The organism is Ferrovibrio sp. GW821-FHT12B10 (assembly GCF_058807515.1).
In genome coordinates this window covers 2,603,701-2,618,095 of the sequence record NZ_JBXAQT010000001.1, presented here as the reverse complement: position 1 = coordinate 2,618,095, position 14,395 = coordinate 2,603,701, and the positions used below count along the sequence as shown (strand labels likewise).

The window sequence follows — 14,395 nt, the reverse complement described above, 5'->3', positions numbered from 1 at the left end:
GATCACGCAGAACCATCTGGTCAGTGCCCCGATGGCCGGGCATAGTGGAGACACCTGTTTCGGGAGTCTCTTCGCGTATGAGTCAGCCCGCCATCCTGGTCATCGTGCACCAGGAAAGCTCAGACCCCGGCCGCATCGGCGAGAAGCTGCGCGGCCTCGGCTACCATCTCGACATCCGCCGGCCCTGCCTGGGACAGGACCTGCCGGCCAGTATGGATGAGCATGCCGGCTGTGTGATCTTCGGCGGACCGATGTCGGCCAATGACGATCATCTGGATTTCATCCGCCGCGAAATCGATTTCATTCCCAAGGCTGTCGCCAGTGGCAAGCCGTATCTGGGCGTCTGCCTCGGCGCGCAGCTGCTGGCACGCGCCGGCGGCGCCAAGGTCTCGCCGCATCCCGATGGCTGGCACGAGATCGGCTATTATACCGTCAAGCCCACTGCGCGCGGCCGCGCCTATATCCCCGACCCCTTGCCGATCTTCCAGTGGCATGGCGAGGGCTTCGATCTGCCGCGCGGCGCCGTCAGATTGGCCTCGACCGGCTGGTTCCCCAACCAAGCCATGCGCATCGGCAAGACCGTCTTCGGCCTGCAGTTCCATCCGGAAGTGACGCAGGCGATGATGGAGCGCTGGGCGCGCGGCGCCGGCCACCGACTGGTGCTGCCCGGCGCGCAGGCGCGCGATCAGCTCCGCGCCAACTGCGCCAAGTATGACGCCGGCATCAGCAACTGGCTCGACGGATTCCTGGCGCGCTGGCTCGAGACCGGCCCGGCCTCAGGCGTCGCGCTGCAGGATCGCCGCGAAGAAGCCATCGGTGCCATGGCGGCCGGGTGACAGGCTCAAGAACGGCCCCGGCACCGGGCAGGCGCTGCCCAGCAGTTTCGCCCAGACCTCGTTGACCGCCACGATCCGGAATTCCGGATTGCGCTTCATGAAAGCCTCGACCTGCTCTTCATTCTCCTGACGGAGCACCGAGCAGGTGACGTAAACCAGACGGCCGCCATCGCGCACCAGCTTTGCCGCGCGATCGAGGATTTCGGCCTGACGCGGCACCAGCTCGTTCAGGTCGCGCTGCTCCAGACGCCACTTGGCATCAGGCTTGCGCCGCCAGGTGCCCGTGCCGGTGCAGGGCGCGTCGACCAGCACGCGGTCGGCCTTGCCGGCATGGCGCTTCACCCATTTGCCTTCAAGTTCGCGCGTCTCGGCATTGTGCACGCCGGCGCGACGCAGCCGCAGCTTGGCCTGATTGAGCCGCCCGACATTCACATCCATCGCGACCAGGCGGCCGTTATTCCCCATGGCGGCGGCCAGCACCAATGTCTTGCCGCCAGCGCCAGCGCAGTAATCGACCACGAATTTTGCGCCCTTGGCATCGACCAGCTGGGCGGCAAGCTGCGAACCCTCGTCCTGCGGTTCGACCAGGCCGTCGGCATAGGCCTGCGTGTTGTTGGCATAGGCACGCGGCGACAGCCGCAGGCCGACCGGCGAATAGGGCGCATGCTGGCTGGACAGGCCTTCGGACTGCAATGCGGCCGTGGCGGCCTGCCGCGTGGTCTTCAACGTATTGACGCGCAGGTCGAGCGGCGCCGGTCGCAGCATGGCGGCAAGTTCCAGCTCGATATCGGCACCGAAGCGCTGCTTGAACAGCGGCAGGATCCACTCGGGCACGCTGAGCCGCGCCGATAGCGGCATGTCGGGATGGTCCAGCGTATGGCCTTCGAGCCGGCGCAACAGTGCCTCGATGGCGTCATCTGCAACGAACATCTGCAGCAGGCCATCGGCCTTGGCACCCATCTGCAGGATGCGATAGGTTGCCAACCGCAGGCGATTGTCGGGCGGCAGCGCGGTCTTGCCCTGCGTGATCCACCAATCGATGCGGCCGCGCAGGCGCAGCACCTCTTCCGACAACTGGATCAACGCATCGCGTTCGGCCTCGTCGAAGCCGCGATGATGGTCGCGCATCCATTTGTGGCGCACGCGGTCGGCTGGCTCGCGGCTCGACGAGATGGCATCCAGCAGCGCAATCGCGCCTTCGGAAACCTTGCGGCTGCCCATCGGGCGCAGATGGCTCGGGCGGCGATCCTTCAGGCCGTTTCCGCCCTTCATGGTGCGGCTGTCGCGCTCGGGGCGATCGGGACGGAAGGCCGACCGCTCCTCCCGGTCCGCCCGGTCATTACGAGGGCGATCATCACGGGAGCGCTCGCCCCGGTCCTCACGGGATGCGCGGACCGGCTTGCCGCCGAAGCGGTTACCCGGATGGCGGTCGTCGGGATGGCGGGTATCGGGCTTGGGCGGCCTGCGCGTGCGATCCGTGCGGTGGCCGTCGGTGCGCGGCTCCTCCACCGGACGCTCCGCGCGGCGGTCGGCCCGGAACTCAGCCCGGGGTTCAGCCCGGCGGTCGGCTTTCTGGCCCGGCCTGGCCCCAGTCTTGGAAGGAGCCTTGAAGGCGGGCTTGCCAGCCGGCTTGGGCGCCCCTGCCCGCGCGGCATCGGGTTTGCCACGTGCGGGCTTGTTGCCCGGCGGCTTGCCACCAGCCTTGGCCGATGACGGGCGGCCGGGGGACGGCTTGCCCGCGGAGGGGCGGCCGGAAGACGGGCGATCAGAGGATGGGCGACGGCCGGAGGGCGGGCGGGGCACGGCAGGCTCGTTGGTTTGGGGAAATATGGCCCTGTCATAGGCCCCACAGAGCCCCGGAACAAGCATCTGGCCTGCCCCGCGCCCCATGCTAAGCTTGCCGCAACCAACCCCGAGAGACTGCGTTAATCCATCGTGACCGCTTCTCCCCGCCCGCGCTCCGGCTACCGCCTGGCCGACCTGACCTGGACCGAAGCCGCCGACCTGCTCGGCGACGACCTGCCGGTCATCCTGCCCATCGGAGCCGCCAGCCGCGCCCATGGCCCGCATCTGCCGCTCGGCACCGACCGGCTGATCGTCGAGGCCGTGGCCGAACGCCTGCTGGCCAGCCTTCCGGTGCTGGTCGCACCCACCATCAACCAGGGCTTTCACCCGGCCTTCATGGATTACCCAGGCAGCCAGCATATCGAGGCTGATACCTTCCAGGCCGTGGTGACCGAGATCGCGGAAGGCTATCTGCGCCACGGCGCCGAACGCATCCTGATCCTGAACAACGCCATCTCGACCGAAGCGCCGCTGAAACTGGCGGCCCAGGCCATCCTGCATCAGCATGGCATCCGCATCGCCACCGCCGACCTGCCGCGGCTCGGCACCACGGTTGGATCGAGCGATGACCTGGATGAACGGCAGACCTCACTGCTACTGGCGATCCAGCCAGCGCTGGTGCGGCTCGACCGCCTGCGCCAGGCCGATACTGACGAAGACGACGACGAACCCTATGAAGGCGACGAGCCGCAACTGCTGAGCCTGCGCCTGCCGATGCGCTTCACGCCGGAGGAACGCCCGGGTGGCCTGCTGAATCGCAGTGGCACCACGGGCGATGCATCCGGTGCGACGGCGGAAAAGGGAGAGAAGATCCTGTCGGCAATCGTCGACGAGATCACCGCCGACCTGCGGCAGCTCTGGCCAGATCTTTAAAAGAGATCAGACGATGCGGAGGTTGCGCGTGTTGTTGCGCAGCTTGAGGTCGTTGACTGCTACTTCCAGAACATTGATGGCGCGCTTCACTTCGTCGAGCTGGGCCTTCACCTCGGCGATCTCGCTCTTGATGTCGCCCAGCTCGCCATATGTGAGCTGCGCGGCGCGCTCGTTGTCGGCGAAGAATTTGTTGTAGGCGGCGAACTGCTTCTCGATGCCGCCCATGCGGGTTTCAAGCGTGATACGAATCTGGCTGATGCGCTGCTCGAAGTTGCCCAGATGCAAAAGCAGCCATGATCCCAGCCAAAGCAGGATGATGCCGCCACCCATCACATAGAACCAGTCGCTCATACATCACCTTCCGACATCGGCATTCTACCATGTCCGGACTTGCCGCGTTATCACGACATAAACAGGATATAGGGGGAAAAGGTTTCCGTGCAATCACGCCTTTGCGTGGTTAACGGCCGATCCCGCCCACCGGACGGCCGCCGAAGACGACCTGGCGAATCGGGTTGAGGCCGACCTGATAGGCCAGCGCCGCCGGCCGTTCGACATCCCAGACTACGAAATCGGCCATTTTCCCGGCCTCTAGTGTCCCGACCGACTCGCCCAGCCCGAGCGCCCGGGCCGCCTGCCGCGTCACCCCGGCAAAGGCCTCGGCCGGGGTCAGGCGGAAGAGCGTGCAGGCCATGCTGAGCATCAGCAGCAAGGACGTGACCGGCGAGGTGCCCGGGTTGCAGTCGGTGGAGATGGCGATCCCGACGCCATGGCGGCGCAGCAGATCGATCGGCGGCAGCTTCGTCTCGCGCAGGATGTAATAGGCGCCGGGCAGCAGCACGGCGACCGTGCCAGCCTGCGCCATCGCCTGCACGCCAGCCTCGTCCAGATGCTCCAGATGATCGGCTGACAAGGCCTGGAAGCCGGCGGCGAGCGCCGCGCCATTCTGGTTGCTCAACTGCTCGGCGTGCAGCTTCACCGGCAGGCCGGCGGCCTTCGCCGCCTCGAACACGCGCCGCGTCTGCGCCGGCGTGAAGCCGATGGTTTCGCAGAAGGCATCGACCGCATCGGCAAGGCCGGCCTGTTTCGCGGCCGGAATGATCCGGTCGCAGACCAAGTCGATATAGCCATCGGCATTGCCGGCATATTCCGGTGGCAGCGCATGCGCAGCCAGCAGCGTCGTGGCGATGCGCACCGGATGGGTCTCACCCATGCGACGCGCCACGCGCAGGCTCTTCAGCTCATTCTCGAGATCGAGGCCATAACCCGACTTGATCTCGAGCGTCGTCACGCCTTCGGCCAGCAGCGCCTTCAAGCGTGGCAGGCTCTGCTTCAACAGGGCGTCTTCATCGGCGTTGCGCGTCGCCGTCACGGTGGAGCGGATGCCGCCACCAGCGTGCGCGATCTCTTCATAGGACGCGCCGTTCAGCCGCAGTTCGAATTCATGAGCGCGGTTGCCGCCATAGACCAGATGCGTGTGGCAGTCGATAAGCCCCGGCGTGATCCAACCGCCGCCCACATCATGCACAGCGGTATGCGGCCCGATGCCATCCTGAGGCAGATCGGCGGCGGGGCCGATCCAGGCAATGCGACCGTCCTTCAGCGCAAGCGCGCCTTTGGCGATCGTGCCGAAGCCATCTGCGCTGCTGTCGGCCCCACTCTCGCCGGCCATGGTGGCCAGATCGGCACCGCGCCAGACGCTGTCCCAGAACTCGGGCATCCCTCGCCTCTATGCCTTTCGTGATCCTGCGGTTTCTGCCAACTTATATATACAAGTTGGGAGACCCCGTCATGCCTCGCCTCCTGCTGCGTCAGGCCCTGCTCTCCGATGGCTGGCACAAGGATGTGCTAGTCACCGTCGATGCCGCCGGCATGATCGCGGCCGTCACGCCGAATGCCTCACCTGACGGCGCCTCGGTTCTGGATGGCCCGGTGCTGCCGGGGCTGGCCAACCTGCACAGCCATGCCTTTCAGCGCGCCATGGCGGGCCTGGCCGAGCGCGCCGGCCCGGGTAACGACAGCTTCTGGACCTGGCGCGAGCTGATGTACCGCTTCGCATCCAAGCTGGCGCCGGAGGATGTTGAGGCCATCGCGACGCAGCTCTACGCCGAGATGCTGGAAGCTGGCTATACGGCGGTGGCGGAATTCCATTACCTGCACCATCAGCCCGGCGGTCAGCCTTATGCCGATCCGGCCGAGCTGAGCCGCCGCGTGCTGGCCGCCGCCGACAGCACCGGCATCGGCTATACGCATCTGCCGGTGCTGTATCGCTATGGTGGCTTCGGCATGAAGGAGACGCAGGAGCGCCAGCGCCGTTTCCTGCATGACAGCGATGCTTATGCGCGGCTTCTGGATATTTTAGCACCTGTATTCCGAAACCGCGCCGACCGCCGCCTCGGCATCGCGCCGCACAGCTTGCGCGCCGTGTCGCCCGAGATGCTGCATGAGGCCATCGCGGCACTGAACCGCATCGATGCCGGTGCGCCGATCCATATCCATATCGCCGAACAGACCGCCGAGGTGGATGACTGCCTGGCCTGGTGCGGCAAGCGCCCGGTGGAATGGTTGCTGGATCAGGGCATCGTCGATGCGCGCTGGTGCCTGGTGCATGCCACGCATCTGACGCCGGACGAAACGCGGCGGCTGGCTGCCTCGAAAGCGGTGGCCGGCCTTTGCCCGACCACGGAAGCCAATCTCGGCGACGGCCTGTTTCCCGCTGTCGACTATCTGGCCGCCCAGGGCCGTATCGGCATCGGCTCGGACAGCCATATCAGCGTGCATGCGGCGGAAGAGCTGCGCATCCTGGAATATGGTCAGCGTCTGGTCTCGCGCAGCCGCAACCTGCTGGCCGGCGGTGCGGATCGCTCGACCGGACGCCGCCTGTTCGATGCCGTCGCCAGCGGCGGCGCGCAGGCGGTCGGCCAGCCGATGGGCATGATCAGCGTGGGCCGACGCGCCGATTTCGTGTTGCTGGACAAAACCGCGGCGGTTTTGGCCGGCAAAGAAGGGGATGCCATCCTGGATGCTTGGATCTTCGCCAGCCAGGTGCATTCGCCGATTGCGGAGGTCTATGTTGCCGGCCGCCGCGTCGTCGAGGGCGGCCGCCATATCCGCGGCGAAGCCTCTGCCGCGGCGTACAGGAAGGCCTTAGCCCGCCTGGTCGAGGAATGAGCGGCTGCCCGGATCGCGACAGAAGGCGATCAGGCGGCGCAGGAAGGCTTCGCCCTCGGCAACCTGGCTGAGCTCGATATATTCGTCGGGCTTGTGCGCCTCGCGGATATTGCCCGGACCGCAGACCACCGCCGGCACGCCCCCGACCTGGAAGATGCCGGCCTCGGTGCCATAAGACACCGCATGGGTCTGGTTCTGGCCTGCCAGCTTCAGCGCCACGGTCTCGGCCGGATTGACACCCATCGGCAGGAACGGCGGCACATAGGCCACCATCTGCGTATCGACCCTGGCGCCGGCATGAATGCGTTTCATCGCCGGCTCGAGCTTTTCGGTGCCGTAGCGCTTCACGGCATCCAGGATGGCCTCGTCATGCTCGGGCTTCACCGAGCGGATATCCCAGACGACCTTGCAATCCTTGGCCAGGATATTGCGCGCCGTGCCCCCATGGATCTCGCCCACCGTGATGGTGGTGTAAGGCGGCTGGAAGCGCGTGTCCTGATGTTCGGGCTTCTGGTATTCGACCTGGATGCGGTTCAGCTCGGCGATCAGCTCGGCCGCCACCTGTATGGCGTTGACGCCCTGATGGGTGGCCGAGGAATGCGCCTCCAGGCCATGCACCGTGGTGTTGCAGGCGCAGACGCTCTTATGCGCATTGACCACCTGCATGTCGGTCGGCTCGCCGATGATGGCGAGCCTGGGCGCGGGGCCGCCGCGCTTGATGAACTCGACAATGCCGTGCACGCCGAGGCAGCCGACCTCCTCGTCATAGGAGAAGGCGAAATGCAGCGGCACACTGAGCGGCTTGGCCAGCATCTCGGGCAGCAGCGCCAGACAGAGCGCAATGAAGGATTTCATGTCAGACGTGCCACGGCCAAACAGCTTGCCGTCGCGTTCGACCACGGTGAAGGGATCGGTGGACCAGGCCTGGCCATCGACCGGCACGACATCGGTATGGCCCGACAGCACGATACCGCCGACATCGGTCGGGCCGATGGTGGCATAGAGATTGGCCTTCTTGCCGCTCTCGTCGAAAATCTTGTCGCAGGCGACGCCGTGCTGCGCCAAGTAGTCGGCGATGCAGTCGATCAGGTCCAGATTGGACAGCCGGCTCGTTGTGTCGAAGCCGATCAGACGCGCAATCCAGTCGAGCGAGGCCTGGGAGGCCGGCGGTGTGTTGGTCATAAACCCGGTTTAGGAGCGGATCGGGCCCGGGTCAACGATTACCGTACCCGGACCACAACGAACCATCCCTTACTCATCGCGGAGGTTGCGGCCGCTGCTGCCGATCATGGAGAGGAATTCCTGCCGAGTGCGGGAATCGTCCCGGAAGGCGCCCAGCATGTGGCTGGTCACCATGGTGACGCCGTGCTTGTGGACGCCACGGGTGGTCATGCACTGGTGGCCAGCCTCGATCACCACGGCCACGCCGCGCGGCTGCAGCACCTCGTGGAAGGTGTTGGCGATCTGGGCGGTCAGCTTTTCCTGGATCTGCAGCCGCTTGGCATAGACCTCGACAACGCGGGCGAGCTTGGAGATGCCGACGACACGCTTCTGCGGCAGGTAGGCAACATGGGCCTTGCCGATGATCGGCACCATGTGATGCTCGCAATGGCTTTCAAGGCGGATGTCGCGCAGGACCACCATCTCGTCATAGCCCTCGATCTCCTCGAAGGTGCGCTCCAGCAGCGACTTCGGGTCCTCACGATAGCCGGCGAAGAACTCCTCATAGGAGCGTACGACACGATCGGGCGTGCCGCGCAGGCCTTCGCGCGTCGCATCATCGCCAGCCCAGCGGATCAGCGTACGCACGGCCTCTTCGGCTTCGGCGCGGCTCGGCCGCGCATCATCATTGGCCTTGTTCAGGGACTTCGGCGCACTGCTCACGATGGCTACTCCGGTGGATCAGTTGACCCGACGCGCCTCATGTGGGCTGTCGAGGGAAAAGGCGGGAATGGCAACGTCGAACTGCTCTCCGCTATCACTGACCATCTGGTAGGTACCCACCATGAAGCCCGACGAGGTCGGCAGCGGCGTGCCGCTGGTGTATTCAAAGCTGTCGCCCGGGGCCAACACGGGCTGTTCTCCGACGACACCCGGACCGCGCACTTCCTGCACGCGCCCCTGGGCATCGGTAATCTTCCAGTAGCGGCTGCGCAGCTGGACGGTCTCCGGACCGCTATTCTCGATTTTCACGTTGTAGGCCCACACATAGTAATTCTCTTCCGGCGAGGACTGCTCGTCCAGATAGATGGGCTGCACGGTAACCGAGATATGATGTGTGGTCTGATTATACATGAGTTCGGGCATCCCGGACGCGCCGGCGGCGAGACGCAGCCATGGCGACGCCATTGGTAAAAATATTAGGGGGGCAAGCCGGAATGTCCAGCCGGGCGGGCGTTCAATTACCCTTGAAACGGCCCTGAAACAGCAACGGCCGCCCCGTGAGGGGCGGCCGCGCCGTTAAGCGTGAACCGAGACTTACTTGCGCAGGTAGATCTGCGCGTTGCGGTTCTCGTCGTTGCGGACGCCGTCGGCAGTCGGGACGCGCGGCTTCTCTTCGCCGTTGGCAACCGTCTGGATGGCGTTCTGGGCAATGCCCTTCGAGCTCAGGTAGGAAGCGACCGCAGCAGCGCGACGCTGCGACAGACGCTGGTTGTAGGCGTTGCCGCCCGAACGGTCAGCGTTGCCTTCGATGCGCACGTTGGTCGAACCGGTGGCGCGGTAATCAGCGATGGCGCGATCAAGCACCTGCGCCGCAACCGGGCTGATGTCCGACTTATCGAACGCGAAGAACACGATGTAGGTCTCAGGCGCGCGCGGCGCCGGAGCCGGAGCAGCAGCGGCCGGAGCCGGGGCAGGCGCCGGAGCGGCAACCGGCATCGGCTTCGGGGCCGGAGCACCGAACTTGTAGGTCAGGCCCAGCATGACGGTGTGGACCTGGTTGCCGAGGTCGTAGTTCGGCGCACCGCTGGTCGCGAGGTTCACGTCACCATGGTACTGGTAGCGATAGTCGGCGCTGATCAGCCAATTCTGGTCCAGAGCGAACCAGGCACCGGCGATGCCCTGCACGGCCCAGGTGTTTTCCTGGTCGTCGCTGGCGGTCGTACCGACGCGGAGGTTGTCAGCCGAGAAGCGGGCCATACCGACACCGGCGCCCAGGTAGGGGCTCCAGCTGTTGTTCGGCATGAAGTCGTACAGACCGTTCAGGAACAGGGTGTACATGCGGAGGTCGCCGCCGGAGGCCGCACCGCCGTTCACGCCGTCGACTTCAAAGCCGCGCCAGCCGAGCTCGCCTTCAGCGCGCCAGCCGCCACCGAAATCGTAGCCGCCCTTGATCAGCGCGGCCGGACCATAGTCGAATTCCATATTGTTGGTGGCACCGGCACCACGGACGTCGGCGTCTTCGATCATCGACGCGCCAGCGCCAATGCCGAGATAGGGCTGCGCCATGGCCGGAGCGGAAGCCAACGCAACCAGCGCGGCACCAGCCAGCAGAGCGACACGAATGTTCATCGAGAGTCTCCTCAAGAAAAAATGATTGGAGGCCGTCATCAGGACGATCTCCGGTAACGCCTCATCCCCAACGGACTATAGCAGCAGGCGTGCCAACCGGAAAAAGCCTTAGCCCTCAGAGTCTTGCGAATCCCGACCGCTGTTGCATTCCGGCAACAGATCAGCCCACCTTTTCAAGGGCATCCGTCAGGTCCTCAATCAAGTCCTGCGGGTCTTCCAAGCCAACCGAGAGGCGCAGCAGGTCATCTCCGATGCCCAGCCGGCCTCGCTCCTCGGCGCTCAACCTCTGGTGCGTCGTGGTCGCCGGATGGGTGATCAGGCTTTTCGAGTCACCCAGATTATTCGAGATATCCACCAAATTAAGAGCATTCAAGAACCGGAAGGCGCCGGCCTTCCCGCCCCTGATCCGCAGTGCCAGCATGTTACCGCCAGCCTTCATCTGCTGTTTGACCAGGCCGGCCTGAGGATGGTCGGCCCGGCCCGGATAGAGCAGCGCCGGGACATTGGTCGCCGGGGCCAGGCCGGGGTGGCCGGCCAGAGCATCCGCCAGCCGCGCGGCCGAATCGACATGCCGGGCTATGCGGAGCTCCAGGGTTTCAAGGCCTTTCAGCATGACCCAGGCGTTGAACGGGCTCAGCGCCGGGCCGGTATGGCGCAGATAGGGGGTCAGTTCGTCATTCACGAACGCCTGGCCGCCCAGGATCACACCGCCCAGGCAGCGACCCTGCCCATCGATATGCTTGGTGGCTGAATAGACGACGATATCGGCACCCAGCTGTAGAGGTTTCTGCAGCACCGGAGTGGCAAAGACATTGTCGACCACCACGCGGGCGCCATGCTTGTGGGCCAGCGCCGCCACGGCCGGCAGGTCGATCACTTCCAGGGTCGGATTGGCCGGCGTCTCCAGGAACACCACCCGGGTCTTCGGATTGATGGCCCGTTCCCAAGCTGTGAGGTCGGTGCCGTCGACCAGATGGGTCTTCACGCCAAAGCGCGGCAGCAGCTCCTCGACGATATAACGGCAGGAGCCGAAGACCGCCCTGGCCGAGACTACTTCGTCGCCGGTCTTGAGCTGGCACATCAGCGCAGCATTCACCGCCGCCATGCCGGTGGCCGTGGCGCGCGCGGCATCGGCGCCTTCCAGCAATGCCATGCGCTGTTCGAACATCTCGACCGTGGGGTTGCCGAAGCGGCTGTAGACGAAGCCGGGCTCCTCGTTCTTGAAGCGGCGTTCGGCAGCCTCGGCGCTGTCATAGCGGAAGCCCGAGGTCATGAAGATCGGTTCGGAGGTCTCGCCAAAGCTGGTGCGCATCAGGCCGCCGCGCACCATCTGGGTCGCCGGCCGCCAGTTTTTCTCACGCTCGTTCTTGCTCATCGTCTTGCCTCTTTCCCACGTCCTGGCCCGCCACTCCCGCGGACAACAAAAAACCCCGGCACCATTATGAGGCCCGGGGTTTTTGAAACCGCCCGACCTCTTTAGCGGTTTGTTTCACGTGGTCCGCAAGCCGGTCGGCTCCAAATCACCACGACGCCCGACCCTTGGGCGTGGCAAGCGTGATACGGCCTGCGCCCGCGCCCGTCAAGCCCGAATGCCGGCCGGAAGGCGCCGGCAGGGCGGAAGCGGCCCCGCCGGCGTTAATCATTCCCGTCAGGGTATGCAGGCCAGTTCGGTCGTCCGGACCTGGAAGCCGTCCCGATAGTCCCGTTCGCCGTTGCAGCCGATGATACTGGCCTTGGCCCCGGGCGTGCCGCTCAGCACGGAAAGATGCATGGTGCCGGCGGTCTCGACCCCGGAGCGGAAGCAGCCGTTCATCGAGAAAATGCTGGTGACATAGCCGCGCACCAAGTGGGTCTGGTAATGCCGCGAGGTGGCACTGCAGGCGACCATATTGCCGAAATTCTGGAAACCGACGGCGGCATTGCCGGCACCGAAGCTGCCCGCCGACATCCAGTTATTCTCGAAGCCGCAGTTCGACATCAGCGTGAAGCCATTCGAACAGTTGGCGCCCCAAGTGCCGTTCTCGAGGAAATAGCAGCCGTGGAATCCGGCATCAGTGGCGTCGTTGACCAGCTGGCAGCCGATCTGGCGGTTCTGCCCGAAGACGCAGCCATAGAGATGCATGGCCGACAGAATGCCGCCGCTGGGCGAGTTGCCCATGCTGAGGCCGTTCTCGTTCTGGCGGAAAAAGCTGTTGTCAATCTGCGATTCAAAGATGTTGCCGATCATCTGGCAGCCATCGCCGCCGCAGCCTTCGATGAAAATGTCGCGCAGGCAGATGTTATAGAGGAAGACTGCCTGGTTGTCGGCGCGCAGCATCAGGCCATGACCTTCCTGACCGTTGCCCCTGATCTGCAAGCCCTCAATCAGGAAGAAACGCACCACCGCGTTGCTGACCACCTGCAGCACCGGCGTGCCGTTGGTGATGGCCGAGAGCAGCGTCGCGCCATGGGCGATGATGCCGACATGTGCGGCGGAATCGCGGGCGAAGGCGATATTGAGCGTGGCTGTAATCTTGTATGTGCCGGGCGGGATATCGACGAAGGTGCCGGGATCGGTGGAAATCCGATCCAACACAGCCTGGATAGCTGCGGTGTCATCGGCGATACCGTCACCGACCGCACCGAAATCGACCGCGGACAACATACGTTTAACAGGAGCAAGCAGCGCCATGACATCCTCCATGAGTGGCGTGGAGAATCGAAAACACGGCGTCGCAGGGTTAGTTTCGCGCCTTACAAACGGTCACAGGTGGCTGCACAAAATAGCGATTACAGAGTAATCGCATCACTCTTTGAACTCTTCCTTTTTTGGAATGCGATTGAAGGCAATCTTGGCGCCCATGAAATCGGAACGATGCTTGGGCAAGGGGCCGATACGGACAGTGTCCTTCTTGTCGTATTTCTGATTCAGCTTGTCCATCGCGCTCCATAGCTTGGCGCGCTTGGCCGCGGCTTCGGCATCGTCTTCCTCCAGCCCGGAGGCACCACCGAACAGGTCAAGCGTCACTTCATCCTGCGGCACCAGCCCGCTGAGCCACATCCCCACCTTCATGTAGCGCCCGCGCGGTTTTTTCGTCTCGCGCAGCATCTGCTCCCACAGCCGCGCGACGGCATCAAGGATGACAAAGCTGTCCTGCGTCTGGGTCAGGCGGAAATCAGCCACCCAGCGCGTACCGTCGTCGAACCGCACTTTGGCGCCGAGGCTGCTGGCGACAAAGCCCAAGCGCCGCAGCCGCGCGCCGCCCTTCACGCCAAGGCGCCGCAGGATCAGATATGCGGATTCGGCATCGCGGAACTGCGGCGGCAACACATGCTCGTGGCTGATAGTGCGCGTGGCATTCGATTGCTCGTAATCGCCGATGCCGCGCATGCGCTGCACGAAAGCCGGGCCTTCCTTACTGCCCCAGATGCGGCGCGCCTCGTCGGGCTTCATGTCCCAGAGCTGCTGGATACTGTCAACGCCGGCATCGAGCAGGCGCTGCTCCATATTCGCGCCGATGCCGGGCAGGTCGCGCAGGACCAGCGGCAGGATGCGGCCGGGCAGTTCGTGGCTCTCGATGATGGTCAGCCCGTCGGGCTTCTGCATGTCGGAGGCCAGCTTGGCCAAGAACTGGTTCGGCGCGATGCCGATGGAGCAGCGGATGCATTCGCCCAGTTTCTCGTTGTCGCGCAGGCCTGCCCGGATCCGGTGCGACAGCGCGATAGCATTCGCCTTCAGGCGCTGCGGCCCCATCAGCTCGCAGGAGACTTCATCGATCGACCAGGTCTTGTAGACCGGGATATGGCGGTCGATCTCTTCCTCCACCAGATGATGCACCTCGACATAACGGTCATGCCGCGCATTGACGATGCCGATGCCGGGATACTTCTGCTTCGCCTCCCAGACCGGCGTACCGGTCTTGATGCCGAACTGCTTGGCCTCGATGGAGGCGGCGATGGCCGAAGTGGTATCGCTCATCACCGGCACCACGATGATCGGACGGTTACGCAGGTCCGGATTGTCCTGCTGCTCGACGCTGGCGAAGAAGCTGTTCAGGTCGAGATAGAGGAAGCGCAGCGACGAGGCGTCCCAGGCCTTTCGCGCGGCGACATCGGACTCTGAACGGGGCGGCATGGTCATGCCGGGAATTTAGCGCGGCGCGACGCAATCCTGAATA

At 64.7% G+C, this 14,395-nt stretch carries 13 protein-coding genes and 1 riboswitch; of the genes, 3 read left to right on the top strand and 10 right to left on the bottom strand.

What is annotated here, in order from left to right; all coding sequences use genetic code 11:
* Positions 1 to 77 precede the first annotated feature (77 nt).
* The gene (locus AC1RRT_RS13230; RefSeq protein ID WP_493014271.1) at positions 78 to 836 is read left to right on the top strand and encodes a glutamine amidotransferase-related protein; all 759 of its coding nucleotides are present in this window, start codon (positions 78 to 80) and stop codon (positions 834 to 836) included.
* On the opposite strand, the gene AC1RRT_RS13225 is transcribed toward AC1RRT_RS13230, so the two are convergent.
* Complete coding sequence (locus AC1RRT_RS13225) at positions 777 to 2,639, bottom strand: RsmB/NOP family class I SAM-dependent RNA methyltransferase (protein ID WP_493014270.1); 1,863 nt, start codon at positions 2,637 to 2,639, stop codon at positions 777 to 779. The genes AC1RRT_RS13230 and AC1RRT_RS13225 overlap by 60 nt on opposite strands.
* Before the next feature lie 132 nt (positions 2,640 to 2,771).
* Here AC1RRT_RS13225 and AC1RRT_RS13220 point away from each other — a divergent pair, with 132 nt between their 5' ends.
* On the top strand, positions 2,772 to 3,554 hold the full coding sequence (locus AC1RRT_RS13220; RefSeq protein ID WP_493014269.1) for a creatininase family protein: 783 nt from the start codon (positions 2,772 to 2,774) through the stop codon (positions 3,552 to 3,554).
* Positions 3,555 to 3,560: 6 nt separating this feature from the next.
* Here AC1RRT_RS13220 and AC1RRT_RS13215 read toward each other — a convergent pair whose 3' ends face one another.
* Both AC1RRT_RS13215 and hutI read right to left on the bottom strand, forming a co-directional pair.
* Positions 3,561 to 3,905 (bottom strand): hypothetical protein, encoded by a 345-nt coding sequence (locus tag AC1RRT_RS13215; RefSeq protein WP_493014268.1) that lies wholly within the window; start codon positions 3,903 to 3,905, stop codon positions 3,561 to 3,563.
* Between the two features lie 109 nt (positions 3,906 to 4,014).
* Complete coding sequence (gene hutI / locus AC1RRT_RS13210; RefSeq protein ID WP_493014267.1) at positions 4,015 to 5,274, bottom strand: imidazolonepropionase; 1,260 nt, start codon at positions 5,272 to 5,274, stop codon at positions 4,015 to 4,017.
* Between the two features lie 71 nt (positions 5,275 to 5,345).
* Between hutI and AC1RRT_RS13205 the strand changes: the two genes are divergently transcribed.
* Complete coding sequence (locus AC1RRT_RS13205) at positions 5,346 to 6,725, top strand: formimidoylglutamate deiminase (RefSeq protein WP_493014266.1); 1,380 nt, start codon at positions 5,346 to 5,348, stop codon at positions 6,723 to 6,725.
* Here AC1RRT_RS13205 and argE read toward each other — a convergent pair.
* The 7 genes from argE to AC1RRT_RS13170 form a co-directional block, all read right to left on the bottom strand.
* The gene (argE, locus tag AC1RRT_RS13200; RefSeq protein ID WP_493014265.1) at positions 6,702 to 7,907 is read right to left on the bottom strand and encodes an acetylornithine deacetylase; all 1,206 of its coding nucleotides are present in this window, start codon (positions 7,905 to 7,907) and stop codon (positions 6,702 to 6,704) included. The genes AC1RRT_RS13205 and argE overlap by 24 nt on opposite strands.
* 69 nt (positions 7,908 to 7,976) lie before the next feature.
* On the bottom strand, positions 7,977 to 8,609 hold the full coding sequence (gene folE / locus AC1RRT_RS13195) for a GTP cyclohydrolase I FolE (RefSeq protein ID WP_493014264.1): 633 nt from the start codon (positions 8,607 to 8,609) through the stop codon (positions 7,977 to 7,979).
* Between the two features lie 18 nt (positions 8,610 to 8,627).
* A complete protein-coding gene (gene apaG, locus AC1RRT_RS13190; protein ID WP_492980183.1) occupies positions 8,628 to 9,020 on the bottom strand; it encodes a Co2+/Mg2+ efflux protein ApaG in 393 nt (130 codons plus the stop codon).
* Positions 9,021 to 9,203: 183 nt separating this feature from the next.
* Positions 9,204 to 10,238: an OmpA family protein gene (locus AC1RRT_RS13185; protein WP_493014263.1), complete on the bottom strand. Its 1,035-nt coding sequence runs from the start codon at positions 10,236 to 10,238 to the stop codon at positions 9,204 to 9,206.
* 160 nt (positions 10,239 to 10,398) lie between these two features.
* Positions 10,399 to 11,613, bottom strand: coding sequence for an O-succinylhomoserine sulfhydrylase (metZ, locus tag AC1RRT_RS13180; protein WP_493014262.1), 1,215 nt, complete (start codon positions 11,611 to 11,613; stop codon positions 10,399 to 10,401).
* Between the two features lie 80 nt (positions 11,614 to 11,693).
* Positions 11,694 to 11,775, bottom strand: a riboswitch (SAM riboswitch).
* Positions 11,776 to 11,886: 111 nt separating this feature from the next.
* Positions 11,887 to 12,882 carry a glycosyl hydrolase family 28-related protein gene (locus AC1RRT_RS13175; RefSeq protein ID WP_493014261.1) on the bottom strand — a complete coding sequence of 332 codons (996 nt, stop codon included), beginning with the start codon at positions 12,880 to 12,882 and terminating at the stop codon, positions 11,887 to 11,889.
* Between the two features lie 141 nt (positions 12,883 to 13,023).
* Positions 13,024 to 14,358: a Y-family DNA polymerase gene (locus AC1RRT_RS13170; RefSeq protein WP_493014260.1), complete on the bottom strand. Its 1,335-nt coding sequence runs from the start codon at positions 14,356 to 14,358 to the stop codon at positions 13,024 to 13,026.
* Between the last annotated feature and the right edge of the window lie 37 nt (positions 14,359 to 14,395).